General features: G+C 69.4%; 20 protein-coding genes. 10 read left to right on the top strand and 10 right to left on the bottom strand.

The annotated features are described in order from the left end of the window. Window positions 1–4 precede the first annotated feature (4 nt). The 3 genes from AC1P0E_RS07645 to AC1P0E_RS07635 all read right to left on the bottom strand — a co-directional run bounded on the left by AC1P0E_RS07645 (window position 5) and on the right by AC1P0E_RS07635 (window position 4,067). Complete coding sequence (locus AC1P0E_RS07645; RefSeq protein ID WP_482741393.1) at window positions 5–1,810, bottom strand: branched-chain amino acid ABC transporter permease; 1,806 nt, start codon at window positions 1,808–1,810, stop codon at window positions 5–7. Window positions 1,811–1,815: 5 nt separating this feature from the next. Then, a complete protein-coding gene (locus tag AC1P0E_RS07640; protein WP_482741392.1) occupies window positions 1,816–2,745 on the bottom strand; it encodes a branched-chain amino acid ABC transporter permease in 930 nt (309 codons plus the stop codon). Window positions 2,746–2,858: 113 nt separating this feature from the next. Next, on the bottom strand, window positions 2,859–4,067 hold the full coding sequence (locus tag AC1P0E_RS07635) for a branched-chain amino acid ABC transporter substrate-binding protein (protein WP_482745682.1): 1,209 nt from the start codon (window positions 4,065–4,067) through the stop codon (window positions 2,859–2,861). A 747-nt stretch (window positions 4,068–4,814) separates the two neighbouring features. On the opposite strand from AC1P0E_RS07635, the gene AC1P0E_RS07630 reads away from it, so the two are divergent. After that, window positions 4,815–6,770 carry a Xaa-Pro dipeptidyl-peptidase gene (locus AC1P0E_RS07630; RefSeq protein WP_482741391.1) on the top strand — a complete coding sequence of 652 codons (1,956 nt, stop codon included), beginning with the start codon at window positions 4,815–4,817 and terminating at the stop codon, window positions 6,768–6,770. A gap of 18 nt (window positions 6,771–6,788) precedes the next feature. Here AC1P0E_RS07630 and AC1P0E_RS07625 read toward each other — a convergent pair whose 3' ends face one another. Beyond that, window positions 6,789–7,259 (bottom strand): PaaI family thioesterase, encoded by a 471-nt coding sequence (locus AC1P0E_RS07625; protein ID WP_482741390.1) that lies wholly within the window; start codon window positions 7,257–7,259, stop codon window positions 6,789–6,791. A gap of 50 nt (window positions 7,260–7,309) precedes the next feature. Next, on the bottom strand, window positions 7,310–9,604 hold the full coding sequence (locus tag AC1P0E_RS07620) for an FdhF/YdeP family oxidoreductase (protein ID WP_482741389.1): 2,295 nt from the start codon (window positions 9,602–9,604) through the stop codon (window positions 7,310–7,312). A 170-nt stretch (window positions 9,605–9,774) separates the two neighbouring features. Between AC1P0E_RS07620 and polA the strand changes: the two genes are divergently transcribed. Next, a complete protein-coding gene (gene polA / locus AC1P0E_RS07615; RefSeq protein ID WP_482745681.1) occupies window positions 9,775–12,435 on the top strand; it encodes a DNA polymerase I in 2,661 nt (886 codons plus the stop codon). 67 nt (window positions 12,436–12,502) lie between these two features. Here the strand turns inward: polA and AC1P0E_RS07610 are convergent, their stop codons facing one another. Beyond that, on the bottom strand, window positions 12,503–13,402 hold the full coding sequence (locus AC1P0E_RS07610) for a DUF4184 family protein (RefSeq protein WP_482741388.1): 900 nt from the start codon (window positions 13,400–13,402) through the stop codon (window positions 12,503–12,505). Window positions 13,403–13,589: 187 nt separating this feature from the next. Between AC1P0E_RS07610 and AC1P0E_RS07605 the strand changes: the two genes are divergently transcribed. The 3 genes from AC1P0E_RS07605 (at window position 13,590) to pgfA (ending at window position 16,690) form a co-directional block, all read left to right on the top strand. Next, window positions 13,590–15,395, top strand: coding sequence for a lytic transglycosylase domain-containing protein (locus AC1P0E_RS07605; protein WP_482741387.1), 1,806 nt, complete (start codon window positions 13,590–13,592; stop codon window positions 15,393–15,395). A 150-nt stretch (window positions 15,396–15,545) separates the two neighbouring features. Then, window positions 15,546–15,683 (top strand): SPW_0924 family protein, encoded by a 138-nt coding sequence (locus tag AC1P0E_RS07600; RefSeq protein ID WP_454376792.1) that lies wholly within the window; start codon window positions 15,546–15,548, stop codon window positions 15,681–15,683. A gap of 11 nt (window positions 15,684–15,694) precedes the next feature. Beyond that, entirely contained in the window at window positions 15,695–16,690 is a 996-nt protein-coding gene (gene pgfA / locus AC1P0E_RS07595; protein WP_482741386.1) for a cell envelope lipid trafficking protein PgfA, read from the top strand. Window positions 16,691–16,711: 21 nt separating this feature from the next. On the opposite strand, the gene hrpB is transcribed toward pgfA, so the two are convergent. Both hrpB and AC1P0E_RS07585 read right to left on the bottom strand, forming a co-directional pair. Further along, window positions 16,712–19,222, bottom strand: a complete 2,511-nt coding sequence (hrpB, locus tag AC1P0E_RS07590) for an ATP-dependent helicase HrpB (protein ID WP_482741385.1) — start codon at window positions 19,220–19,222, stop codon at window positions 16,712–16,714. A 4-nt stretch (window positions 19,223–19,226) separates the two neighbouring features. Beyond that, on the bottom strand, window positions 19,227–20,096 hold the full coding sequence (locus AC1P0E_RS07585; protein WP_482741384.1) for a class I SAM-dependent methyltransferase: 870 nt from the start codon (window positions 20,094–20,096) through the stop codon (window positions 19,227–19,229). 361 nt (window positions 20,097–20,457) lie between these two features. Between AC1P0E_RS07585 and rpsA the strand changes: the two genes are divergently transcribed. The 4 genes from rpsA (at window position 20,458) to AC1P0E_RS07565 (ending at window position 24,198) form a co-directional block, all read left to right on the top strand. Further along, a complete protein-coding gene (gene rpsA, locus AC1P0E_RS07580) occupies window positions 20,458–21,975 on the top strand; it encodes a 30S ribosomal protein S1 (protein ID WP_482741383.1) in 1,518 nt (505 codons plus the stop codon). Window positions 21,976–22,222: 247 nt separating this feature from the next. Beyond that, window positions 22,223–23,104 carry a PAC2 family protein gene (locus AC1P0E_RS07575; RefSeq protein ID WP_482745680.1) on the top strand — a complete coding sequence of 294 codons (882 nt, stop codon included), beginning with the start codon at window positions 22,223–22,225 and terminating at the stop codon, window positions 23,102–23,104. Between the two features lie 55 nt (window positions 23,105–23,159). Continuing rightward, window positions 23,160–23,768 (top strand): dephospho-CoA kinase, encoded by a 609-nt coding sequence (gene coaE / locus AC1P0E_RS07570; RefSeq protein WP_482741382.1) that lies wholly within the window; start codon window positions 23,160–23,162, stop codon window positions 23,766–23,768. 61 nt (window positions 23,769–23,829) lie between these two features. Continuing rightward, window positions 23,830–24,198 carry a tetratricopeptide repeat protein gene (locus AC1P0E_RS07565; protein WP_482741381.1) on the top strand — a complete coding sequence of 123 codons (369 nt, stop codon included), beginning with the start codon at window positions 23,830–23,832 and terminating at the stop codon, window positions 24,196–24,198. A 39-nt stretch (window positions 24,199–24,237) separates the two neighbouring features. Here AC1P0E_RS07565 and AC1P0E_RS07560 read toward each other — a convergent pair whose 3' ends face one another. Continuing rightward, a complete protein-coding gene (locus AC1P0E_RS07560; RefSeq protein WP_482745679.1) occupies window positions 24,238–24,495 on the bottom strand; it encodes a DUF6343 family protein in 258 nt (85 codons plus the stop codon). Between the two features lie 170 nt (window positions 24,496–24,665). Here AC1P0E_RS07560 and AC1P0E_RS07555 point away from each other — a divergent pair, with 170 nt between their 5' ends. After that, window positions 24,666–25,091 (top strand): DoxX family protein, encoded by a 426-nt coding sequence (locus tag AC1P0E_RS07555; RefSeq protein ID WP_482741380.1) that lies wholly within the window; start codon window positions 24,666–24,668, stop codon window positions 25,089–25,091. A gap of 96 nt (window positions 25,092–25,187) precedes the next feature. Here AC1P0E_RS07555 and AC1P0E_RS07550 read toward each other — a convergent pair whose 3' ends face one another. After that, window positions 25,188–25,406 carry a hypothetical protein gene (locus AC1P0E_RS07550; protein WP_482741379.1) on the bottom strand — a complete coding sequence of 73 codons (219 nt, stop codon included), beginning with the start codon at window positions 25,404–25,406 and terminating at the stop codon, window positions 25,188–25,190. Window positions 25,407–25,567 lie beyond the last annotated feature (161 nt).

Raw genomic sequence — 25,567 nt, 5'->3', positions numbered from 1 at the left:
TTGTTCACGCCCCTGCCTTGGTGACGCCGGTGGCGCCTTCGGGCAAGCCCTCGTCAGGTACGTCGAGTTGGTCGTTCTCGTGGAATTCGAGCTGCTTCCTGCGGTCGGCCACGAGTCCTTCGGGGCGGAAGCGCATCAGGAGGATGAGCGCGAGCCCGAAGAGGAGGAGCTGGAAGTCCTGCATGAACTGCAGTTTGGCCGGGATGAGGTAGAGCAGTGCGGCGCCGACGAGGGGTCCGCTGAGGGTTCCCATGCCGCCGAGGATGACGGCGGCGAGGAGGAACGCGGAGTTGGGCGGTACCGATCCGGCGAACTGGTACTGCTCGGGTGTCACGGTGTACGAGACGTGCGCCTGTACGGTGCCGGCGAGGCCGGCCAGGGTGGCGCCGAGTGCGAACGCCATCAGCTTGAGGCGGAAGGCGTTGATGCCCATGGCGGTGGCGGCGGTCTCGTCTTCGCGGATGGCGACCCAGGCGCGGCCGATCCTGGATTCGCCGGAGCGGCGGAAGACGAGGACGACGACGGCGGTGAAGAGGAGCATCAGCAGGTAGTAGTTGGCGGACCTGCCGAGGGTGAAGCCGGCGATGCTGTGGCTGATCCCGAAGTCGAATCCGAAGATGTTGAGGTCGGGGATGCTGGGGATGCCCTGGGAGCCGTTGGTGATATCGGGGCCGCTGTTGCCGTTGAGTGCGTTGACGGTGAGGCGGAAGATCTCGCCGAAGCCGAGGGTGACGATGGCGAGGTAGTCGCCGCGCAGCCGCAGGGTCGGTGCTCCGATGACGACGCCGAATATGAGCGATGCGGCGGCGCCGGTGAGGACGGCGGCCCAGAAGGGGAACTGGACGCCGATGGGGGAGAGCGGGGAGCCGGAGACCAGGGCGGCGGCGTAGGCGCCGACGCCGAGGAAGGCGACGTATCCGAGGTCGAGGAGGCCGGCGAGGCCGACGACCACGTTGAGGCCGAGCGCGACGGTCGCGAAGATGAGGATGTTGGCGCCGATGAGGGCGTATTCCTCGTTCTGCTGGGTGAAGGGGAAGCAGAACGCTGCGACGAGTGCGGCGGTGAGGGTGACGTTGCGGTGCTTGGCCGTGAGCGCGGTGACGCGGGAGATGAGTCCGGCGCGGCTGAGTGCTGTGAAGCCGAAGGCGACCGTGATGATGAAGCCGATGAAGAGTTCGGTGTAGTCGGTGTCGATGCCGTACGTGAAGACGTACAGCGCTACTCCGAAGGACGCGGCGATGATCAGGATCTCGGCCCAGGACGGGAGCTCCTTGGCGCGTTCCGGGTCGGGGGCTGTGATGCTGTGCCGCAGGCGCTGCCAGGCGTTGAGTTTGCCCTGGTCTTCCCTGTGGGGCTGGTCGGCGGGGAGGCCGAGGGCCGCGACGGCGGCGATGAGCGCTCCGATGCCGCTGACCCAGGCGCCGGGTTCGAGGTTGACGACGCCGCCGAGCGTTGTGGAGATGGCGCCGATGGTGTAGCCGGTGGTGCCGAGGGTGCCGAGGGTGAGCAGGATGACCGGGCTGTTGGTGCCGCCCGGGGTGAGCCAGCCGAGGCCGCGGACGCCGTATCCGGAGAGGAGGAACAGCAGGGTGAGTGCGGACCCGATGAGGGTGAGGACTTGGAGGCCGCCGGGGTAGCCGGTGACGGTGAGGTCGCCGGGGAACTCGTCGGTCCAGGTCCAGGCGAGGAAGGTGCCTGCCAGGGTGAGGAACGCGCCCGTGGTGGTGGCGAGGCGGGCTGCGGGGGCGGGCAGCGGGATGGCTGCCGGGTGCCTTTGTGCGGGGGCGGTGGTGGTCTTGGTGCTGGTCATGGGTATCACGCCCGATCCGCGACGCGTTCGCCGAGCAGGCCCTGGGGTCGCACGAGGAGGACGACGATGAGAAGCACGAAGGCCCATACGTCCTTCCAGGCGCCGCCGCCGAAGAGTTCCATGCCGGGAACTTCGGCCATGTAGCCGGTGGCGAGGGACTCGGCGACTCCGAGTACGACGCCGCCGAGCATGGCTCCGTAGATGTTGCCGATGCCGCCGAGCACGGCTGCGGTGAAGGCCTTGAGGCCCATGATGAAGCCCATGCGGAAGCCGACTTGGCCTTGCTTGAGGCCGTAGGCGACTGCGGCGATCGCGGCGAACGCGGCACCGATGGCGAAGGCCATGACGATGATGCGGTCGGTGTTGATGCCCATGAGCTTGGCGGTGTCGGGGTCCTGGGCGGTTGCCTGCATGCCGCGGCCGGAGCGGGTCTTCGAGACGAAGAGGCCGAGGGCGATCATGCACAGGGGCGCGGCGATGATCACGAAGAGGTCGCCGGGCTGGATGTTGGCCCCGAGGAGTTCGAAGCCTTCGCCGTCGAACTGGGGGAAGGAGACGTCCTTCTTGGCGTCGGGGTACCACATCCAGATGGCCTGCTGGAGTACGAGTGACAGGCCGATGGCGGTGATCAGTGGTGCCAGCCGGGGTGCGCTGCGCAGTGGTCGGTAGGCGAAGCGTTCAGCTGCGGTGCCGACGGCGACGGCGCATATGACGCCGCCGAGGATCATGAGTGGGATTGCGGCGAGGAGCGAGAAACCGGTCGGCAGCCAGAAGTAGACCGTGAGGGCACCGAAGCCCCCGATCATGAAGATCTCGCCATGGGCGAAGTTGATGAGCTGGACAATTCCATAGACCATCGTGTAGCCGATCGCGATGAGACCGTACATCGCGCCGAGGATGAGTCCATTGGCCAGCTGTTGCGGCAGTTCGTGCACCGCAGGGCCTCCGTGGGGTGGTTCGGATGTGGCGCCGCGCGGGAGCGTTCGTAGCGCTCCCGCGCGGTCTGGTGTCTGTGCGTGATCCGGGGAGTCGGATCAGGGGGACCGGGTCAGCCCTTGTACTCCTCGCTGAGCTTCGACTTCCACACGCCATTGGTGACCTGGTAGGCGGTCATCATGGTGTTGGTGGTGTCGCCGTATTCGTCGAAGGAGACCGGGCCGGTGACACCATCGAACTTGATCTTGCTCATGGCCTCGAGGACCTTGGCGCGGGCATCGTCGGGGAGCTTGCCGTCGTTCTCGGAGACGACGAGCTTGACGGCCTCGATGATCGACCAGGTGGCGTCGTAGGTGCCGCCGCCGTAGGCCTCGTAGGCGTCCTCGTAGCCGGCGGCCTTGTAGTCGGCGATGAACTTCTTGGCCGAGTCGAGCTCCTCGACGGGCTTGCCGACCGAGGTGGCGATGTCGCCTTCGGCCTTCTTGTTGAGCTTGATGAACTCGGCGCTGTACATGCCGTCGCCGCCCATGAGCGGGATCTTGACGCTGGCCTTGAGCTGCTGGCTCAGGGGCCCTGCGGCGGGGTACTCACCGCCGTAGTAGACGGCCTTCGCGCCGGTCTTCTTGACCTTGGTCACGACGGAGTTGAAGTCGCGGTCGTCGGGGTTTACGTTGTCCGATCCGACGATCTTGCCGCCGAGCTTGGTGAAGGTGGTTTTGAAGGAGGCTGCCAGACCGGCGCCGTAGGGCTTCTGGTCGTCGATCAGGTACACCTCCTTGATCTTCGCGTCGTTGAAGAGGTACTTCGCCGCGAAGGCGCCCTGGATCTGGTCCGTGGTGGCGGTACGGAAGTAGGTCTTGTAGCCGCGCTTCTTGTCGCCGGTCTTCCAGTTGTTGCCCTGGGTCAGCTCGGTGCCCGTGTTGGCGGGGGAGACCTGGGTGAGACTGGCGTCGTTGAGGGGCTTCTGCATCGACTGGGCGACGCCGGAGTTCAGCGGGCCGACGACGCCGAGGACGTCCTTCTTGCCGATGAATTTCGTGGCGTTCGCCTGTCCGGTGGAAGGCTGCGCCTGGTCGTCAAGCGCTTCGATCTTGAACTCGACGCCGGGGACGGTCTTGTCCTTGTTGGCGTTCTTCACGGCGAGGTCGGCGGAGTTCTTGATGCCGAGGCCGAGGGCGGAGAGGTCTCCGGTGAGGGGTGCGTCGACTCCGATGACGACGGTGGTGGTGTCGCCGCTGCTCTTCTTGTCGGTGTCGTCTCGCGACCCACAAGCGGTGAGAGTCAGTGCTCCGGTGGTGAGCGCTGTGGTGAGTATGAGCAAAGAACGGTGTCGCACGAAATGTCCTTTCCCTGGCGCGGCCTCCTCTGCTGAGGTGCCGTGACGATCGCCGGGCCGTACTGGGTCGGTACAAGGCCGTGCAGCAGACGCGCCCGGCGGCGCGGTGACTGGCCGTGACTCTAGGCGTAGGTGAAGGACTCGGGGAGCATGCAGCGGTATGTGTGACTGTCTTGTTATGCCATGGGGAACGGTTGGTGTATAAATGCGGACAGAATGGAACTTCTTGCCTGGCCCAACGGCTTCTCACATGCTGAGAATTTGCAGTTCCGCTAAGGCGCTTGGGGCGATCATGCTGCTGACACCTGAGATGTGGAGGTGTCGTGTACGCCGCCGGGTGAAGCGGCGGCTTGTGCGGCTCCGGGGTCTGTGAAGCCTCTCGCGGATCGCCCTATTGTTACGCTCCGTTACTTTCGGGCGGTTGGGATGGAGCTGCCGTACGGGCGGCCCGGAGGTCAGGTGAGCCGGGCGAACGGCACGAGGAAGTCGCGCCCTCCAGGGGTGTCGAGCCGGTGGGCGACGTTGCTGGCGTTGCAGGGGGTGTCGCCGGTGGTGGTGACCGGCGGCGTTCTCCTGTGGCGGTGGGGGACAGTGAACCGGTTGGGCCGAGGGTGGGGCAAGAGGGGTGCCCGTGAAGGGTGTTGGGGTCTGGTGCCGAAGAGGTGGGCGCGGTGGAATGTGTGCGCGCTCTTCGCGTGATCGTCAGCCCCGGGCCCCTTGGAGGCAGCCACGATGGCGAGATCAACCGGTATACGTACGCGCGGTACGGCACTGCGGCGGCTGGGCGTGGCGGCGCTGGCCGCGTCCCTGCTCGCGGCGTTTCCCGCGCCCGCCGCGCAGGCGGACGGCGAGCCCGCCGCCGAACCGGCACCCGTACCCGTACCCGCTCTGAAGATCGTCGGCAATGAGACCCGCCCGGTGTTCTCCCGCGCCGACGCCGTCTACCAGCAGGTGGACATCGAGACGGAGGTGGACAGCGACCGTGACGGCAGGCGGGACACGGTACGGATGCGGATCCTGCGGCCGAAGGAGACGGACGCGGGGCTGAAGGCCGCCACGATCATCGAGGCGAGCCCGTACTGGGGTGGTGGGCCCGATGTCCCGTTCCACAACGTCGACTTGGACGAGGACGGGCTGCCGGAAGGACGAGGCAATCTGCTGGCCCCGGATGTGCGTACGCCGGGTCTGGTCGGGCCTGCCGTTCCGTACGCCGGCTATTACGACAACTACTTCCTGCCGCGCGGCTATGCGGTGGCGCAGGTCGACAGCGTGGGGACGGGCGGTGCGACCGGTTGTCCGACGTCCGGCGGGAGTAACGAGACGCTCGGCGCGAAGGCGGCCGTGGACTGGCTGAACGGGCGCGCGAAGGGCTGGGACCTGGAGGGCAAGCCGGTCGGCGCGGCCTGGTCGACGGGCAACGCGGCGATGATGGGCATCTCGTACAACGGGACACTGCCGACCGCCGTAGCCTCCAGGGGAGTTGAGGGCCTGAAGGCGATCGTGCCGATCTCGGGGATCTCCTCCTGGTACGACTACTACCGGGCCAACGGCGGAGTCGCGGCGCCCGGCGGCTATCAGGGCGAGGACACCGACATCCTCGCCAAGGGCGTCTACAGCCGGGCCGACCAGGAGATCTGCAAGCCGGTGCTGGACGGGCTGACCGCCGAACAAGACCGTAGGACAGGGGACTTCGGGCCGTTCTGGAAGGAACGCGACTACATCAAGGACGTCGGCAGGATCAAGGCCGGGGTTTTCGTCGTCCATGGTTTCAACGACTGGAACGTGAAGACCAAGCACTCCGTCGCCCTGTGGGACGCGCTGAAGAAGCACGGTGTTCCGCGCAAGATGTGGCTGCACCAGGCGGGGCACAGCAACCCGATGCCGCTGCGCATGGAGGAGTGGCTGCGCCAGACGCACCAGTGGTTCGACTACTGGCTCTACGGGTTGAAGAACGGCGCCCTGGACGAGCCGAAGGTGGATGTGGAGCAGGCCGACTTCAGCTGGCAGCGGCAGACGGACTGGCCGGCGCGCGGTACGCGTGCGCTGAAGCTGCGGCTGAACGCGGACGCCGGGCTGTCGTCGAAGCCGGGGCCGCCGGTGCGGCAGGCGTTGACGGATGCGGGCCGTACGGTCAAGGCCGAGCGGCTGGTGGCCGCCCCGGACGTGGCGAACGGGAACCGGCTGGCGTACACGAGCGGACCGCTGGCGGAGGATCTTCGGGTGAACGGTGTGCCGCGCGTTTCGGTGCGCGCCTCACTCACGGGGACGTCACCGTATGTGACGGCGCTGCTGGTCGATTACGGCTCGGACAGCCGGGCGACGGCGGGCACGATGACGGACACCTCGCAGCAGGTCTGTTACGGCGAGGGCGTCCCGGGCTCAGCGGACACGGGGTGCGCATACCGGACGAGGCACCGTATGGAGACGGCCGACTTCAAGATCGTGTCACGGGGCTGGCTGGACGCCCGTAACCGGACATCCGAGGCGCGCCAGGACCGGGTCGTGGAGGGCCGTGAGTACCGGCTGGAGTGGGACATGCAGCCGCAGGAGTACGTCGTCAAGAAGGGGCACCGGCTGGGTGTGGTGCTGATCTCGACGGACTACGACTACACGCTGCGGTACCCGGCCGGGACGCGGATGACGGTCCGGGCCGGGGTCAGCAGTGTGACGCTGCCGGTCGCTCCGTGAGGGGCTGACCGGTCCCGCTCAGCCCTTGACGCCGTCCGCGTCGCGCAGCAGGCAGGTCAGGCGGGCCGTGCAGACCCGCTTGTCCTGCTCGTCCGTGATGACGATTTCGTACGTGGCGGTGGAGCGTCCGCGGTGGACGGGGGTGGCCACACCGGTCACCAGGCCGCTGCGGGCGCCCCGGTGGTGTGTGCAGTTGAGGTCGACGCCGACGGCGAGTTTGGAGGCGCCGCCGTGCAGCATCGAGCCGACGGAGCCGAGGGTCTCGGCGAGCACGGCGGAGGCCCCGCCGTGCAGCAGCCCGTACGGCTGGGTGTTGCCTTCGACGGGCATGGTGCCGACGACGCGCTCCGCGGAGGCCTCGACGATCTGTACGCCCATGCGGGTGCCGAGGTCTCCGGCGGAGAAGAGAGCGGGCAGGTCGACGCCCAGCTGGGCGTACTCGTCGATGACCTCTTGCGGGAACTTCACACCTGCGGTCTGCTCGCCCATGGGGCCCGGCTCCGATCGTCGTACGGCATCCATCGTCCTTAAGCGAACGCTTAGGCGGTGGGTGATTGTTCCAGACGTACGACGACGGACTTGCTGGCGGGGGTGTTGCTGGTGTCCGCGGTGGCGTCGAGAGGCACCAGCACATTGGTTTCCGGATAGTAGGCGGCGGCGCAGCCGCGCGCGGTCGGGTAGTGCACCACCCGAAATCCGGGGGCACGCCGTTCGACGCCGTCCTTCCACTCGCTGACGAGGTCGGTGTACGCCCCGTCGGCGAGACCCAGCTCGCGGGCGTCTTCCGGGTTGACGAGGACGACGCGGCGGCCGCCCTTGATGCCGCGGTAGCGGTCGTCGAGGCCGTAGATCGTGGTGTTGTACTGGTCGTGCGAACGCAGCGTCTGGAGCAGCAGCCGTCCCTTGGGGAGCTCGGGGTACTCGACGGGCGCGGCGGTGAAGTTGGCCTTGCCGGTGGCTGTGGTGAAGCGGCGTTCGTCGCGCGGTCCGTGCGGCAGGGTGAAGCCGCCGGGGCGGGCGACGCGTGCGTTGAAGTCCTCGAAGCCGGGGACGACGCGGGAGATCCGGTCGCGGATCGTGCCGTAGTCCTTCTCGAAGTCTTCCCACGGGGTGTGCGACGCGGGGCCGAGGACGGCCCGCGCGAGGCGGGCGACGATGGCCGGCTCGGACAGCAGATGGGTGCTCGCGGGGGCGAGATTGCCGCGCGAGGCGTGCACCATGCCCATGGAGTCCTCGACGGTGACGAACTGCTTGCCACCCGCCTGTACGTCCTTGTCGGTGCGCCCGAGGGTGGGCAGGATCAGCGCGCGGGCGCCGGTGACGGCGTGCGAGCGGTTCAGTTTCGTCGACACGTGGACGGTCAGGCGCGCCTTGCGCATCGCGGCTTCGGTGACGTCAGTGTCCGGGGTGGCGCCGACGAAGTTGCCGCCCATGGCGAAGAAGACCTTCGCTTCGCCGTCGCGCAGCGCCTGGATGGACCGTACGACGTCGAATCCGTGGTGGCGGGGTGACGTGATCCCGAATTCCTTGTCGAGCGCGTCGAGGAAGGCGGGGGCGGGGCGCTCGAAGATGCCCATGGTGCGGTCGCCCTGCACGTTGGAGTGGCCGCGCACGGGGCACACTCCGGCGCCGGGGCGGCCGATGTTGCCGCGCAGCAGCAGGAAGTTGACGACTTCGCGGATGGTCGGCACGGCGTGCTTGTGCTGGGTCAGCCCCATGGCCCAGCACACGATGGTGCGCTTCGATGCGAGGACCATGGCGAGGGCCTGCTCGATCTTCGCGCGCTCCAGGCCGGTCGCGGCGAGGGTCTCGTCCCAGTCGGCGGCGCGGGCGGCCGCTGCGAAGTCCTCGTACCCGTGGGTGTGTTCGCGTACGAACTCTTCGTCGACGGCGCCTTCGGCTTCGAGGATCAGCTTGTTGAGCAGGCGGAAGAGGGCCTGGTCGCCGCCGAGGCGGATCTGGAGGAAGAGGTCAGTGAGAGCCGCTCCCTTGATCATGCCCTGGGGGGTCTGCGGGTTCTTGAAGCGCTCCAGTCCGGCTTCGGGGAGCGGGTTCACCGAGATGATCTTCGCGCCGGCGGACTTGGCCTTCTCCAGGGCGGTGAGCATCCGCGGGTGGTTGGTGCCCGGGTTCTGCCCGGCGACGATGATCAGGTCGGCCTGGTGCAGGTCTTCGAGGGAGACGCTGCCCTTGCCGATGCCGATGGTCTGCGTCAGGGCCGAGCCCGATGACTCGTGGCACATGTTGGAGCAGTCCGGCAGGTTGTTGGTGCCGAATTCGCGGGCGAAGAGCTGGAGCAGGAACGCCGCCTCGTTGCTGGTGCGGCCCGATGTGTAGAAGACGGCCTCGTCGGGGGAGTCGAGTGCCGTGAGTTCCTCGGCCATGATCTCGAAGGCCCGCTCCCAGGTCACCGCTTCGTACCGGTCGGCACCTTCTGCGAGAGCCCCTCTTTCCAGAAGCATGGGCTGGGTGATGCGGCCCTGCTGACCCAGCCAGTACCCGCTGCGCGTGGCCAGGTCGGCGACGGGGTGCGCGGCGAAGAAGTCCGGGGTGACGCGGCGCAGGGTCGCCTCCTCGGCGACGGCCTTCGCGCCGTTCTCGCAGAACTCCGCCGTGTGCCGCTTGTCCTCCTCGGGCCAGGCGCAGCCGGGACAGTCGAAACCGTCCTTCTGGTTGACCTTGAGGAGGGTCTGCGCGGTGCGGCGAACCCCCATCTGCTGCTGCGCCATCTTCAGCGTGTGCCCGATGGCGGGGAGCCCTGCCGCCGCGTGCTGGGGGGCCGCGACCTGTGGCGCGTCCTGGACCGGGTCACCTGCGGGCGGCTTGGCAGCCATGGCGCTCCCCTTTGAGCGTGCGGTTCTGTTACGTACGTCTCCGATCCTGCCACGCAGCGCTGACAGTCCCGACCGTGCGGGCCGGATTGTCAGTGGTGCCGCCTAGGATCGGAGGCGTGTCAGAGACAGCATCGAAGAAGACCGCAGAAAACCGTCCCCGCCTGCTCCTCATGGACGGGCACTCCCTGGCGTACCGAGCGTTCTTCGCGCTGCCCGCGGAGAATTTCACGACCGCGAGCGGCCAGCCGACGAATGCCATCTACGGCTTCGCGTCGATGCTGGCGAACACGCTGCGCGACGAGGCGCCCACGCATTTCGCGGTGGCCTTCGACGTGTCGCGCAAGACGTGGCGCTCGGCCGACTTCCCGGAGTACAAGGCGAACCGCTCGAAGACCCCTGACGAGTTCAAGGGGCAGGTCGAGCTGATCGGCGAGCTGCTGGACACCATGAACGCGGAGCGGTTCGCGGTGGACGGCTTCGAGGCCGACGACATCATCGCCACCCTCGCCACCCAGGCCGAGGCCGCCGGCTTCGACGTACTGATCGTCACCGGCGACCGGGACTCCTTCCAACTGGTCTCCGACCATGTGACCGTCCTGTATCCGACCAAGGGTGTCTCTGAGCTGACCCGGTTCACTCCGGAGAAGGTCGCGGAGAAGTACGGTCTGACCCCGTCGCAGTACCCGGACTTCGCCGCCCTGCGCGGCGACCCGTCGGACAACCTGCCGGGCATCCCCGGCGTCGGTGAGAAGACCGCGACGAAGTGGATCAACCAGTTCGGTTCGTTCTCGGAGCTGGTCGAGCGTGCCGACGAGGTCAAGGGCAAGGTCGGGCAGGCCCTGCGCGACCACCTGGAGTCGGTCAAGCTCAACCGCCACCTGACCGAGCTGGTCCGTGACGTGGATCTGCCGAAGGCTGTGGCGGACCTGGAGCGCGCGCCGTACGACAGGTCCGCGCTGAAGGGGTTCCTGGAGGTCCTGGAGATCCGCAACCCGAGCCTGCGGGAGCGGCTGCTCGCCGTCGACCCCGGCGCGGAGGAGGAAGAGGCCCCGGCCCCGGACGCCGGTGTCGAGCTGGACGGTACGGTGCTGCGCGCCGGCGAGGTGGCGGCGTGGCTGGAGCAGCACGGCGGGCAGCCGCTCGGCGTGTCGACCGTGGCGACCTGGGCCCTGGGTGTCGGCAATGTCAGCGAGGTCGCGCTGGCGGCCGCCGACGGCAAGGCGGCCTGGTTCGACACGACCGAGCTGGACGAGTCGGACGAGCGGGCCTTCGTCGCCTGGCTCGCCGACGCGGCCCGGCCGAAGGTGATGCACAACGCCAAGGACGCGCTGCGGGTCTTCCCCGAGCACGGCTGGCACATCGCGGGCATCACGATGGACACCGCGCTCGCCGCCTATCTGGTCAAGCCCGGCCGCCGGTCGTTCGCGCTGGACGCCCTGTCCGTCGAGTACCTCCACCGTGAGCTGGCCCCGGCCGCCGCCGACGGTCAGCTGGCCTTCGGCTCGGAGGAGGACGATCAGGCGGAGGCCGATGCCCTGATGGCGCAGGCCCGCGCGGTCCTCGATCTGGGCGAGGCGTTCGGCGAGAAGCTGAAGGAGGTGGGCGCGACCGAGCTGCTGCACGATGTGGAGCTGCCCACGTCCCTGCTCCTGGCCCGGCTGGAGCGGTCCGGCATTCCGGCCGACCGCGCCCATCTGGAGGCGATGGAGCAGCAGTTCGCCGGCGCGGTGCAGCAGGCGGTGAAGGAGGCGCACGCTTCGGTGGGCCACGAGTTCAATCTCGGCTCGCCCAAGCAGCTCCAGGAGGTCTTCTTCGGTGAGCTGAATCTCCCCAAGACGAAGAAGACCAAGACCGGTTACACCACGGACGCGGACGCACTGGCCTGGCTGGCCGCCCAGACCGAGCACGAACTGCCGGTGATCATGCTGCGCCACCGTGAGCAGGCCCGGCTGCGGTCCACGGTCGAGGGGCTGATCAAGACGATCGCCGGCGACGGCCGGATCCACACCACCTTCAGCCAGACAGTAGCGGCGACCGGCCGCCTCTCCTCCACCGACCCGAACCTGCAGAACGTGCCGGTGCGTACGGACGAGGGCCGTGCCATCCGCCGCGGTTTCGTCGTCGGCGAGGGCTTCGAGTCGCTGATGACGGCGGACTACAGCCAGATCGAGCTGCGCGTGATGGCGCACCTGTCGGAGGACGAGGGCCTGATCGAGGCTTTCACCTCCGGCGAGGACCTTCACACCACCGTCGCCTCCCAGGTGTTCGGCGTGGAGCGGTCCGCTGTCGACGCGGAGATGCGACGCAAGATCAAGGCCATGTCGTACGGCCTGGCCTACGGCCTCTCCGCCTTCGGTCTGTCACAGCAGCTGAACATCGACGCGGGCGAGGCCCGGGTCCTCATGGACACGTACTTCGAGCGGTTCGGCGGTGTACGGGACTACCTGCGGCGTGCCGTCGACGAGGCGCGGGCCACCGGGTACACGGCGACGATGCTCGGGCGCCGCCGCTATCTCCCGGACCTGAACAGCGACAACCGTCAGCGCCGCGAGGCGGCCGAGCGGATGGCGCTGAACGCTCCGATCCAGGGTACGGCCGCCGACATCGTGAAGGTCGCGATGCTGAACGTCGACCGGGCGCTGACGGAGGCGGACCTGAACACCCGGATGCTGCTTCAGGTCCACGACGAAATCGTGCTGGAACTGGCCCCCGGCGAGCGCGAGCGGGTGGAGGAGATCGTCCGCCGCGAGATGGCCGGCGCCGTCAGCCTGCGCGCCCCGCTCGATGTGTCGGTGGGCGTGGGAACCGACTGGGAGTCCGCCGCGCACTGACATCCGCCATCCGCGCCTGCGCCCGCACGCGCACTCGCACCCGTTCCCGCTCTCAGGAGGAGTGTCCTCAGCCGCCGGACCGGCCGGAGGTTCCGGCTCGTACGGGCAACTCGCGCCCGTCCGGCGACTGAGGGCCGCCGTCCGTGAGGGCGGCGGCCCGCTGCGGCGCGCCGCGCAGCCACAGCCGCACCCCCACGGCGTACAGCACAAGCCCCACGGCGAGCCCCGCGCCGGCGCCGAAGCACGCTGTCGGGACGAGGTCGAGTGGCGTCAGCTGCACGGTCTGAGCGGCGTACCAGCGAACGCACCGGTGCACGACGCCGGTCAGCACGCACAGCGCGAGCAGTCCCCCGGCGGCCCACCTCCCGCGCGCGTCCAGCAGCGGTACGGAGGCGGGGGCGGGCCCGTCCGGCCTGCGCCGCAGCGCCGAGACCGTGAACCACACGATCACCGCGAGGGCCACCGCCGAGCCGCCGTACTGCGCGTACATGTACATCGGGAAGCCGGCGACGGTCTCGCCGAGCACCGGCAGGACCTTCGTGCCCCACCGGTCGAGATGCGTGAAGCTGTCCCAGAAGACATGCGTGCAACTGCCGATGACGGCCGAGAGGAAGAACCGCCAGGCCAGTGAGGGCAGTTGTGTCCCGTTCCAGTCCCGGCCGCGTACGAAGCCGTGGAAGCGGGCCTGCCGGCGCCGTGGCACCAGCGCGAGCAGGGGTTCGCGCATGAGCAGCCACAGGCCGACGAGCGCGGCCGTGATCAGTACGTCGACAGTGACGAGGCCCGGCAGGGAGTGCGTGACGTCCCCGAAGGCCATCGCGGCCGGTACGGCTGTGGCCGCGAAGTAGGTCATGTCGGGCGCGAACGACCCGGCTACGAGCGCCGATGCGAGCAGCGGTCCGCGAGCGGTGCCATCCCGTCGGATGCCCGGCAGAACCGCAGCCGCGTGGCTGAGCGTGAATGGCAAAAGTCCCCCTTGGGCCGCTTCTGATCAATGACGATCAGATGCTGTCGATGGTTCCGAGTTGAGTTTCGGTGAACAACCAGCAATAAGACGACAGCGGCCGGTGTCCCGGCGCCCGGAGTTGTCGTAGTGTCACCTGAGTCCTCGCGCTGGGGAGCGCGGACAGCCGTTGACGGGAGGGGCCAGACGTATGGCAGCGCAATTCGGTCGCAGGCTGCGCAAGGGGGCGACAGCCACGACGGTGGCAGCGCTCGTAGTGGCAGCGCTCTCCGCCTCCGAGGCGCCGGGCAGTACTTCGGCGACCGTCGGGGAGAGAGCCGCAGAGGCGACCGAGCCGCCCGGCACCGCGGTGACGGGCAACTCGCCGTACTTCACCGACCTCCCGCCCCTGAATACGCCGAACAAGCCGAACAAACCGGGCACTTCGATCGACCTCCCCGCGGCGACCGGCCCCGCCGAAGCCGGCATACCCGCCACGGTCCTGGCCGCGTACAAGCGGGCCGAAGAGACCATCAGGGACATCAAACCCGGCTGCCGTCTCCCGTGGCAGCTGCTCGCCGCCATCGGCAAGGTCGAGTCGGGCCAGGCGCGCGGCGGCCGTGTCAACGCCAACGGCACGACCCTGACACCGATCCTCGGCCCGCAGCTCAACGGCGTCGGCTTCGCCAACATCTCCGACACCGACAACGGTGCGTACGACGGAGACGTGACGCACGACCGCGCGGTCGGCCCGATGCAGTTCATCCCTTCCACCTGGGCGACCTGGGGCCAGGACGGCAACGACGACGGCCGCAAGGACCCGAACAACATCTACGACGCCGCGCTCGCCGCCGGCCGCTACCTCTGCGCCAACAACCGCGACCTGTCGGTGGCGGACGATCTCGAGCAGGCGATCCTCGGCTACAACCGCTCGCGGGAGTACCTGCGTACGGTCATGTCGTGGTTCGACTACTACCGGCGCGGCAACCACGAGGTGCCGGACGGCTCCGGCGTCCTGCCGGGCAGCGGCGAACCCGACAGTCACGGCGACGGCAGCGGACGCGGCGGTGGCAACAGTCGCCCTGGCGTTCCCGGTGGGACGACCCCGCCGTCGAACCCGGACACCTCCAAGCCCGGAAAGCCCGGAAAGCCCGGTGGCGATGGCGTCAAGCCGCCGACCACGCCGCCGGCCAAGCCTCCGACCACCACGCCTCCGACCACCACGCCTCCGCCCACTACGCCTCCGCCCACGCCGCCCCCGGCGTCCGTCGCCGCCCTGGAACGTCTCGGCAGTGCGAGCGTGTCCGCCACCGAGGGGGAGAAGTTCACCGACCGGCTGCGTGTGCGGGCCAGGACCTCCGCCGGCAAGACCGTCGCGAGCGCCAAGGTCCAATTCTGGATCGTCGGCGAGACGGCGGCGCGCTTCCCGGGCGCCGCGACCCGCGTGGTCGTCACCACCGGTATCGACGGCATCGCCACCGCGCCCGCGCTCAGCGCGGGCGGCCGGACGGGCAGGTTCATGGTGCATGCCAAGGCGCTCGGCACCGCTGCCCCTGCCGTGGACTTCGCCGCCACCGTCAAATCCAAGCCGGCCCCCGCCCCGCGGTCCGACGCGCTGGCCCGTACCTCCGACGAGGAACTCAAGGCCCGGACCGGCGGTTCCTTCGCCGACGCGGTCGAGGTGAAGGCGACGTACAAGGGCAAGGCCGCGGCGGGTGTCGGAGTGACCGCGACGATGGTCACGGATGACGCGGACAAGCCCGTCGAGAACGACAAGGGGCCGTACTTCAAGGACGCCGACGGCAAGACGGTCCGTACCCTGACCGCTCTCAAGACCGACGCCAACGGCCTGCTGAAGCTTCCCGAGATCTACACCGACGGCAACGCGGGAACGTACAAGCTGCGTCTCACGACCGCCGACGGCGTGGTCCTCACCGTCGAACTGACCGTCACCGCGGCCACCACCGCACCGGCGGACGACCCGTCGCCGTCCCCGTCCGCCACCCCCACCGCGTAACGGCGCTCCTCACGGACCTGCCGACGCTGCCCCGCCCGGACCGTACTGCGGGCGGGGCAGCGGCATGTCGGTGCAACGTGTTCTCATCTCGCCGCCGCATTGCTACGGTGCCCCCGCCCTGACGCCGTATCAGATCCCGGGAGGCCGAGCATGCGTGCTCTCGTCGCCGCCGCCATCGGGCTGGCAGCCGCCCTGGCGCTCGTCCTCACCGTCACGGCCGTCGGCGCCCCGCCGGGGGAGACCTCGCCCAAGCCGCTCCTGACGACCGTTCCCGGGCCGAAGAAGTAGGGGGACCCGAAGTGCGCCGTAAAGCCAGTCTGGTCCTGCTCGCCTTCGCGGTCTTCTTCGCCGCCCTGTCACCGCTGCTGCGCTGGTACGCCTTCCCCCGCCTCGCCAAGATCCCGGCCGGCCAGTACCAGGAGATGGTGCTCGAGGCGAAGCCCGCGACGCTTCTCGAGTACAGCTCCATGAAGGCGAAGAAGGTCGAGAAGGTCACCATCGTCCAGACCCTCAAGGGCAACGTCGAGGAGTCCGAGAAGATCGAGCGGAGCGCGGGCCGCGACGTGGTCGTCTGGGACTCGCTCTCGTACGTACAGGGCCCCGACGGCAAGATGGTTTCGGCCATTCCCGAGCGATACATCTTCGACGCCCACAGTCAGGCCCCGGTGCACGCCACGGGAGAGATGGTCGACGGCGACCGGGTCAGGCGCGAGGGCATCGAATTCAAGTGGCCGTTCCTCACCGAGAAGCGCGACTACGAGTACTTCGACGCCCAGACCCGCACCTCCGCCCCGATCCACTACAAGGGCGAGCGGACGTTCCGTGGAATGGACGTCTATTACTTCGAGCAGACCATCCCCTGGACGAAGGTCAAGTACCCGAAGAAGATGCCCATGCCGGGGATCGACGCGACGAAGCTGGAGGAGCAGACCGGCACGACACGCTGGTACACCACCAAGCGCATGTTCTGGGTCGACCCCGTTACGGGCGCTCCCGTGAACGGCGAGGAGATCCACCGTGAGGAGCTGCGCGGCGGCAGTCTGCTCGGCGGCCGCGACAAGGTCACCGCTTTCGCCGGTCACGTGAAGATGCGCGAGGACTACATCGACTCCACCGTCGAGCTGGTCAGGACGAACCGCGTCGCGGTGCTCATGCTCACCTCGTACCTTCCCTGGGGCTTTCTGTTCCTCGGCGGGGCCCTGCTCGCGCTCGCCCTGTACCTGGAGGCGCGCAGCCGCCGGCCGGGGGATACGGCCGAAGACGAAGCGCTGCGTCCGGAGCCGGTCGGCGCGTGAGCGTTCCCGCTTCCGCCGGGCTCAGCCCCGCCCGAGACGCGCCTTCGTGTACTTCGTCGCCGGCGCCGCCGCCGGATCCTCCGGCCACGGGTGCTTCGGGTAGCGGCCGCGCAGTTCCGCCCGCACCGCGCGGTAGCCGTCCCGCCAGAAGGACGCCAGATCGGCGGTGACGGCCGCCGGGCGCCCCGCGGGGGACAGCAGGTGCACCAGCAACGGCACCCCGGCCACGCGCGGCGTCTCGGCCAGCCCGAACATCTCCTGGAGCTTCACCGCCAGTACGGGCTGCTCCCCGCCGTACTCCACCCGGATCCGCGACCCGCTCGGCACCTCGATCCGCTCCGGCGCCAGCTCGTTCAGCCGGGCCGCGTCGCCGGACGCCCACGGCAGGAGCCGGTTCAGTGCCTGGCCCGCCTCGATCCGGCCCAGGTCGGCCCTGCGCCGCGCCCGTGACAGCTCCGGCTCCAGCCATTCGCCGGTACGTTCCGTCAGCGCCGCGTGGGACACGTCCGGCCAGGGCTCACCCAGCACCCTGTGCAGGAAGGCGAGGCGCTCCCGCAGCGCCTGCGCGTCGCGTGTCCAGCGCAGCAGCCCGAGGCCCTCGCGCCGCAGACCGTCGAGCAGCGCTTCCCGTACGCGTTCCGAATCCGGCTTTTTGAGCGTCCGTACGGTCAGTTCCACCGCACCGAGGCGCTGCACATGCCGCGCCACGACATCCCCGTCCTCCCAGCGCACCTCTTCGCCGGACACGAGCAGATGCTCGGCCGCCAGCTTCGCGGCGCCCTCGTCGATGACGGCGGCCAGGCGTACGCGCGCCGACGCGGCATGGACGGGACGGTCGGCGACGGCGACCGCCAGCCACGGCGCACTGCGCAGCCGGGACCCGTCGCCGAGTTCGGCACCGGTTCCGGAGGCCATGAGGAAGGCGCCCTCACCCCGGCCCTTCGCGACCCTCTCGGGAAACGCGAAGGCGGCCACGAGGCCGGCAACGGCATCGTCTCCTCCGTCCGCGGGGACCCGGGCGCCCGAACCGCCCGCCGCCGAAGCCAGCCGCCTCGCCTCCTGGCGCCAGCGCGCCCCGTACGCGTCGTTCCCGCGGCGGGCCGCGCGCCAGGCGGCGGCCAGGTCGTCGCCGTACTCCCTCGGCGGCTCCTCGCTGAGCAGGGCGACCACCTCGGCCGCACGGCGCGCGCCGACCTCCCGTGCGCCGTCGACGAGCGCCCGCGCGAGCCGGGGATGCAGGCCGAGGCGGGACATCCGTACGCCCCTTTCGGTCGCCCGGCCGGAAGAGTCCACGGCCCCGATCGCGGCCAGCACCGCACGGGCGGCCGCCATCGCACCGCCCGGCGGCGGGTCCAGCAGCGCGAGACCGCTCGCGTCGGGGTCGCCCCAGCACGCCGCCTGGAGGGCGAACGCGGTCAGGTCCGCGACCTTGATCTCGGGGGACGGGAAGCGCGGCAGCCGTACGTCGTCGGCCTGGTCCCAGCACCGGTAGACCGCACCGGGCGCCTCCCGCCCGGCGCGCCCCGCGCGCTGCCGTGAGGCGGCTTGTGAGGCCCGTACGGTCGTCAGCGCGCTCAGGCCCCGCGCGTGGTCCGTGCGCGGCTCACGCGCGAGTCCCGCGTCCACAACGACCCGTACGCCGGGCACGGTCAGGCTCGACTCGGCCACCGCGGTCGCCAGCACCACCCTGCGCGTACCGGCGGAGCCGGCCAGTACCGCGTCCTGCACGGCGGCCGGCGCCCGGCCGTGCACCTGTAGGACCTCGGCGCCCACCCCCGCCAGCTGGCCGGCCACCCGCGCGATCTCGCCCACGCCCGGCAGGAAGCACAGCACGTCGCCCTCCCGCTCGGCGAGCGCCCTGCGCACCACGGCCGCCACATGCGTCAGCAGCGCCGGATCGACGCGCATGCCGTGCGGCGGACGCACCGGGCGGGCGGGCGGCGCCCATACGGTCTCCACGGGGTGCGAGACGCCCCGCGCCTCCACCACCGGGGCGTCGCCCAGCAGCCGCGCCCAGCCCTCGGCGTCCGTCGTCGCGGAGGCGGCGAGGAGCCGCAGCTCCGGACGCAGGGTCGCCCGTACGTCGAGGAGGAAAGCGGCGACTGTGTCCGCGTCCAGGTGCCGCTCATGGCACTCGTCGAGAACGACGACATCGACGCCGGCGAGTTCCTGGTCACGCTGGAGACGCTGAAGCAGTACGCCCGTGGTCACGACCTCGACCACCGTGTCGCGCCCCACCACCCGTTCGCCGCGCACGGTGAAGCCGACACGCCCTCCGACGCTCTCGCCGAGCAGCCAGGCCATGCGCCGGGCGGCGGCCCGGGCCGCGATACGGCGCGGCTCCGCGACGACGACCCTCCGCACGGGCCGCCCCTCGTCGAGCAGCCCGGCCAGTACGAGCGGAACAAGGGTCGTTTTGCCCGTCCCCGGCGGCGCGCACAGCACCGCGGTTCCGTGCGCGTCCAGGGCGCGCTCCAGAGTGGGCACAGCGGTGCGTACGGGAAGCTGCCCAAGGGCGTCGGTGCGGATCACGCCCCTAGTCTCGTACGCACACGAAAATCGCCGTTCCCGGGATCAGATTCCCGCGCAACGGGGACCAGCCGCCCCACTCCTGCGTGTTCCAGGCGGGCCACTCGGGCTCGACGAGGTCGACCAGACGGAAGCCGCCCGCCACCACGTCCCGTACACGGTCGCCGATCGTTCTGTGGTGCTCCACGTAAACCGCGCGCCCCTGGTCGTCCTGCTCGACGTACGGGGTGCGGTCGAAGTACGAAGCGGCGACCGACAGGCCCTCGGGTCCGGGCTCGTCGGGGAAGGCCCAGCGGATGGGGTGCGTGACGGAGAAGACCCAGCGCCCACCGGGCCGCAGGACACGCCGTACCTCGCGGAAGACATTCACCGGGTCGGCGACGAACGGCACCGCCCCGTACGCCGAGCACGCCAGGTCGAAGGACGCGTCCTTGAAAGGCAGCGTTCCCGCGTCCGCCTGCACCAGGGGCACGCCGGTAACAGCGCCGCCGCCGATCCGCAGCGCGTGCTGGAGCTGCCGATGGGAGAGGTCGAGGGCCACCGGACGGGCGCCCTGTGCGGCGAGCCAGCGCGAGCACTGCGCGGCGCCCGCACCGATCTCCAGAACGTCGAGTCCCTTCAGCGACCCGGCCGGGCCCAGCAGGCAGGCTTCCGCCTCGTCCAGCCCCTCCGGGCCCCACACGAAACGGTCGTCACCGAGGAACGCTCCGTGCTCGCTCTGGTACTCGTCCGCGTTCCGGTCCCACCACCCCCGGCTCGCCCTGCTGCTCTCCGCCTCCCCGGCCTCGCGCCGGGTCGCCTCCCCCTCGTCCGAGTCGTCCGGGACGTAGGTGTCGAGGGCGTCGAAAGCGTCTGCGGCGTCTTTACTGTGGCTCATTGCGCCCGTCTGTCTCGTCTGCGTAGGCTCCGCTCGAGCCTGTAGCGGCAGAGTACGGTGCGGCCCTTGTGGCCTCGCCAAACACTGGTTGTGCCGGGTATGGGGCGATCCGCCCCGGGTGGGCGCCTTCGCGCATTGACCCTGCCCGGCTGCCCCCGTATGCTACAAGTTGCGCTGCGAGCCTGCGCACCTCAGACAGAGCAGGCTGCGCTTGCACCGGTTGTATGTCCCCTCGGTTGTCGAGGCGCTTCCGTTCCCCGGAATCGCGCCTCCTAGGCTGCTCGGCATCAGCAGGTGCCGATACGGGCTCCCGGCGTAGCAGTACCTACGACTTACTGTCCGTACCGGAGCCCTTACCCACATGACGAGCAGCACCGAGACCACCGCCACCACCACCCCGCAGGTAGCGGTCAACGACATCGGTGACGAGGAAGCATTCCTCGCCGCGATCGACGAGACGATCAAGTACTTCAACGATGGCGACATCGTTGACGGCGTCATCGTGAAGGTCGACCGGGACGAGGTTCTCCTCGACATCGGTTACAAGACCGAAGGCGTCATTCCCTCCCGCGAGCTTTCCATCAAGCACGACGTCGACCCCAATGAGGTCGTCGCCGTGGGCGATGAGATCGAGGCTCTTGTTCTCCAGAAGGAGGACAAGGAAGGCCGTCTCATCCTGTCCAAGAAGCGCGCGCAGTACGAGCGCGCCTGGGGCACGATCGAGAAGATCAAGGAAGAGGACGGGATCGTCACCGGCACCGTCATCGAGGTGGTCAAGGGTGGTCTCATCCTCGACATCGGCCTCCGTGGCTTCCTGCCGGCCTCCCTCGTCGAGATGCGCCGCGTCCGCGACCTCCAGCCCTACGTGGGCAAGGAGCTCGAGGCCAAGATCATCGAGCTGGACAAGAACCGCAACAACGTGGTCCTGTCCCGCCGTGCCTGGCTCGAGCAGACCCAGAGCGAGGTCCGTCAGACCTTCCTCACGACCCTGCAGAAGGGCCAGGTCCGCTCCGGCGTCGTTTCCTCGATCGTCAACTTCGGTGCGTTCGTGGACCTCGGTGGCGTCGACGGTCTCGTGCACGTCTCCGAGCTCTCCTGGAAGCACATCGACCACCCCTCCGAGGTTGTCGAGGTCGGCCAGGAAGTCACCGTCGAGGTTCTCGACGTCGACATGGACCGCGAGCGCGTCTCGCTGTCGCTCAAGGCGACGCAGGAAGACCCGTGGCAGCAGTTCGCCCGTACGCACCAGATCGGGCAGGTCGTTCCCGGTAAGGTCACGAAGCTCGTTCCGTTCGGTGCCTTCGTGCGCGTCGACGAGGGCATCGAGGGTCTGGTCCACATCTCCGAGCTGGCCGAGCGCCACGTGGAGATCCCGGAGCAGGTCGTCCAGGTCAACGACGAGATCTTCGTCAAGGTCATCGACATCGACCTCGAGCGTCGTCGCATCAGCCTCTCGCTGAAGCAGGCCAACGAGTCGTTCGGTTCCGACCCGGCCTCGGTCGAGTTCGACCCGACGCTGTACGGCATGGCCGCGTCGTACGACGACCAGGGGAACTACATCTACCCCGAGGGCTTCGACCCCGAGACCAACGACTGGCTCGAGGGCTTCGAGACCCAGCGCGAGGCGTGGGAGGGCCAGTACGCCGAGGCGCAGCAGCGCTTCGAGCAGCACCAGGCCCAGGTCATCAAGTCCCGCGAGGCCGACGAGGCCGCCGCTGCCGAGGGCGCTGCTGCCCCGGCCGCCGGCGCCCCGGCTGCCTCCGGTGGCACCGGTGGCGGCGGCTCCTACTCCTCGGAGTCGGCGGACAACTCCGGCGCCCTGGCGTCGGACGAGGCCCTGGCCGCGCTCCGCGAGAAGCTGGCGGGCGGCCAGAGCTGACGCTCTGACCACCAGCCGGTAACTGGCTGAAAGTAAGGCCCGCTCCCCATGGGGGGCGGGCCTTACTCATGCCCGCCCCTCGAAACGTTCCCGGGAACCGCCGGAAGGCCGCCGGAGAAGGGGCACGAGGCGGGAATGCCTGCGCTCCAGGGCACGTTCTTCCGTAGGAACACGAGGAGGAGCGGTAATCGTGCTTGATCCGCAGGATTTGTATGAGTGGGAGCCGAAGGGCCTCGCCGTCGTCGACATGGCGCTCGCGCAGGAATCGGCCGGACTGGTCATGCTCTACCACTTCGACGGTTACATCGACGCGGGTGAGACCGGCGAGCAGATTGTCGGGAAGCTGCTGGACACACTGCCGCACCAGGTCGTGGCACGTTTCGACCACGACAGGCTGGTGGACTACCGTGCCCGCCGCCCGCTCCTGACCTTCCGGCGCGACAAGTGGTCCGAGTACGAGGCGCCGGAGATCGACGTCCGGCTCGTCCAGGACGCGACCGGAGCGCCTTTCCTGCTGCTCTCGGGACCCGAGCCGGACGTGGAGTGGGAGCGGTTCGCACTCGCCGTACAGCAGATCGTCGAGCGGCTCGGCGTACGCCTCTCCGTGAACTTCCACGGCATCCCGATGGGCGTCCCGCACACCCGCCCCGTCGGCATCACCCCGCACGGCAACCGCACCGACCTCATGCCCGGTCACCGCAGCCCGTTCGACGAGGCGCAGGTGCCCGGCAGTGCGGAGTCGCTCGTAGAGTTCCGGCTCGAGGAAGCGGGACACGACGTGCTCGGCGTCGCGGCGCACGTGCCGCACTACGTCGCGCGTTCCTCGTACCCCGACGCCGCGCTGACCGTCCTGGAGGCGATCACGGCCGCGACCGGTCTCGTGCTGCCGGGCGTCGCGCATTCGCTGCGTACGGAGGCCAGGCGTACGCAGGACGAGATCGACCGGCAGGTGGGTGAGGGCGACGAGGAGCTCGTCTCGCTCGTACAGGGCCTTGAGCACCAGTACGACGCGGTGGCGGGCGCGGCGACACGGGGCAATCTGGTCGCCGAGCCCGTCGATCTGCCGTCGGCCGACGAGATCGGCCTCGAATTCGAACGCTTTCTCGCCGAGCGGGAGGGCGACCTCTAAGGCCCTCCAGGTTCACGTCTAGGCCCCTCCAGGCTCCTCGTCTAGGCTTCCGCGCATGCTGAAAGTGGGTCTGACCGGCGGAATCGGCGCCGGCAAGAGCGAAGTGTCGCGGCTGCTCGTCTCGTACGGAGCCGTGCTGATCGACGCCGACAAGATCGCGAGGGAGGTCGTCGAGCCCGGAACGCCAGGGCTCGCGGCCGTCGTCGAGGCCTTCGGGGAGGACGTCCTCGCCGCGGACGGGACCCTGGACCGGCCGAAACTCGGCTCGATCGTCTTCGCCGACGCCTCCCGTCTGGCGACGCTGAACGCGATCGTCCACCCACTGGTGGGCGCGCGGTCGGCGGAGCTGGAGGGCGCGGCGGGAGCGGACGCCGTGGTCGTCCATGACGTACCACTGCTCGCGGAGAACAGCCTGGCCCCCTTGTACGACCTCGTGGTCGTCGTGGACGCTTCGCCGCCGACTCAGCTGCACAGGCTCGTACGGCTGCGCGGCATGACCGAGGACGAGGCGCGCGCCAGGATGGCGGCGCAGGCGAGCCGGGAGCAGCGGCTGGCGATCGCGGACCTGGTGATCGACAACGACGGGCCGCTGGAGGCGCTCGAGCCGCAGGTGCGCAAGGTGTGGGCGGAACTGACGGAGCGGGCCGCGCGGACGGCTTCCTGACGGAATACGGCATGCTGCCCGGGCCGTTGGAAAGAATTGAGGCGAGCGGAAGGACGTCGGCGTGCCCGAAAGCAGCCCGGAGACCCACATCATCGACTACCGCGCGGCGGAGCACCTGCTGGCCGCGCGCGATCCGCGCGGAGCCGTGAAGCTTCTGGACTCGGTCATCGCGGCCCACCCGGAGAACACGGCGGCCCGGCTGTTGCGGGCCCGTGCCTTCTTCGCGTCCGCCCAATTGCGCTCGGCGGAGCTCGAATTCCAGCTCGTGCTGGAGCGCGAGCCCGACAACGCGTTCGCTCATTTCGCCCTTGCGCGTACCTACGAACGTGCCTTGCGCGCGGACCGGGCGAAACGGCATTTCCGGCTGGCGGCGGCGCTCGATCCGAAGCCCGAGTATCTGGCGGCTGCGCGGTTCGACGCGGACGACTGAGCGGGCGGGCGGGGCTCGTGCGCCCGCCAGCGGCAGGGGTTACTGGCGCGGCGGGTCGTACGGCGGGACGTCGCGGCCGGGCTGGTAGTGCGGGCCCTGACGTATGCGGCGTACGACCATCACCAGGTCGGCGGTGACGACGACGGCGAGGACGCCGCAGGCGACGGCCCAGCCGGCGCGCCCGGTGGCGGCGAAGGCGAGCGTGCCGCCGACGGCCCAGAGCAGGCCCCAGAGGCTCAGCAGGAGCCGGAGCCGTAGGGGACTGCGCGCGGTCCTCGGTTCACTCCCACTACGCATGATCATGACGAATCGCCTCTTCCCATGGGGACAGGTACCCACTGGTCCGGCGGAAATGGCCGCCTCGGATTATGAGTCGGCGGTGATCCGGCGATGAGTTCCGGGGCGCGGCGCGGTCTGTATCCGTGAAAGCACGAGGCCCAGCGCTACCGCTTCCCAGGGAGACCACGATGTCCGAGGCAACGACCACCGTCACCACCGGCACTGAGACGTCTCGGGCGGCGCGGATCACCGTGCGCGTCCTTCAGATCCTGCTGGCCGTGTTCTTCGCCGTACCGAGTGCGTTTCCCAAGCTGGTCGGCCACTCGTCGGCGTCGGAGGGCTTCGACAAGATCGGCTTCGGTGACTGGTTCATGTACGTCGTCGGGGGACTGGAGCTGGCGGGCGCGATCGCGCTGCTGATCCCCGTTTTGTCCGGGGTGGCGGCGCTCGCTCTCGGTGCGCTGATGATCGGGGCGTTCGTCACCCAACTCGCCGTGTTCGACGGCCAGAACGCCGCGACGCCGCTGATCCTGCTGGTGCCGCTCCTGGTCGTCGTGTGGACCCACCGGCACCACAACGCGGAGTTGGTCGCCCTGATGCGACGTCGTGGGTAACCGGGCGCGGACCGGAACGGAACGGGCGCTTCCCGCGCATCCGGCGCGGGAGGCGCCGATTGTGTTCAGCGGAGGGGGACGGCGCGGCGTCGCTCATCAGTCCTCGCGCTCGCGCCGATCCAGGCCCTGGCCCTCGTCCTCGTCGTGGCGGTGAGCGGACTCCTGGGCGCCCACATTGGGCGACGTGGCGTCGCCGCCCTCGCCGTCGTCGTCCCCACGAGCGGAGTCGCGCTCAGCGGTGTGGGGCCCCGACTGCTTGATCTCCTCCGCGAGCTCGTCGGCGGCGGTGCGGGGCTTGGCGTGGTGTTCGCCCACGGGATGCTCCTCTTCCTCGGATGACTGTGCCGGTCCGGGGCGGGTGCCTCATGGCGAGATGTTCATGCGTACGCCGCCGCACCCGCCCGCGCGGCGGGACCCAGGACCAGTGTCAGACCCCGCCCGTAGACTCGCACGTGGACAGGGACACAAGCGCCACG

Source organism: Streptomyces sp. TRD_SC_5 (assembly GCF_056836825.1).
Note: the sequence above shows the minus strand (reverse complement) of the source record. Positions and strands in the feature narration are given on the sequence as shown.

Bases quoted from the DNA above. Each gene is read 5' to 3' on its own strand.
- AC1P0E_RS07555 (WP_482741380.1), top strand. From the start codon at position 24,666: ATGTCCGAGGCAACGACCACCGTCACCACCGGCACTGAGACGTCTCGG.
- AC1P0E_RS07600 (WP_454376792.1), top strand. From the start codon at position 15,546: ATGCGTGCTCTCGTCGCCGCCGCCATCGGGCTGGCAGCCGCCCTGGCG.
- AC1P0E_RS07560 (WP_482745679.1), bottom strand. From the start codon at position 24,495: ATGCGTAGTGGGAGTGAACCGAGGACCGCGCGCAGTCCCCTACGGCTC.
- coaE (WP_482741382.1), top strand. From the start codon at position 23,160: ATGCTGAAAGTGGGTCTGACCGGCGGAATCGGCGCCGGCAAGAGCGAA.
- AC1P0E_RS07620 (WP_482741389.1), bottom strand. From the start codon at position 9,604: ATGGCTGCCAAGCCGCCCGCAGGTGACCCGGTCCAGGACGCGCCACAG.
- rpsA (WP_482741383.1), top strand. From the start codon at position 20,458: ATGACGAGCAGCACCGAGACCACCGCCACCACCACCCCGCAGGTAGCG.
- AC1P0E_RS07645 (WP_482741393.1), bottom strand. From the start codon at position 1,810: ATGACCAGCACCAAGACCACCACCGCCCCCGCACAAAGGCACCCGGCA.
- polA (WP_482745681.1), top strand. From the start codon at position 9,775: ATGGACGGGCACTCCCTGGCGTACCGAGCGTTCTTCGCGCTGCCCGCG.
- AC1P0E_RS07605 (WP_482741387.1), top strand. From the start codon at position 13,590: ATGGCAGCGCAATTCGGTCGCAGGCTGCGCAAGGGGGCGACAGCCACG.
- AC1P0E_RS07625 (WP_482741390.1), bottom strand. From the start codon at position 7,259: ATGGGCGAGCAGACCGCAGGTGTGAAGTTCCCGCAAGAGGTCATCGAC.
- AC1P0E_RS07585 (WP_482741384.1), bottom strand. From the start codon at position 20,096: ATGAGCCACAGTAAAGACGCCGCAGACGCTTTCGACGCCCTCGACACC.
- AC1P0E_RS07630 (WP_482741391.1), top strand. From the start codon at position 4,815: ATGGCGAGATCAACCGGTATACGTACGCGCGGTACGGCACTGCGGCGG.
- AC1P0E_RS07575 (WP_482745680.1), top strand. From the start codon at position 22,223: ATGGCGCTCGCGCAGGAATCGGCCGGACTGGTCATGCTCTACCACTTC.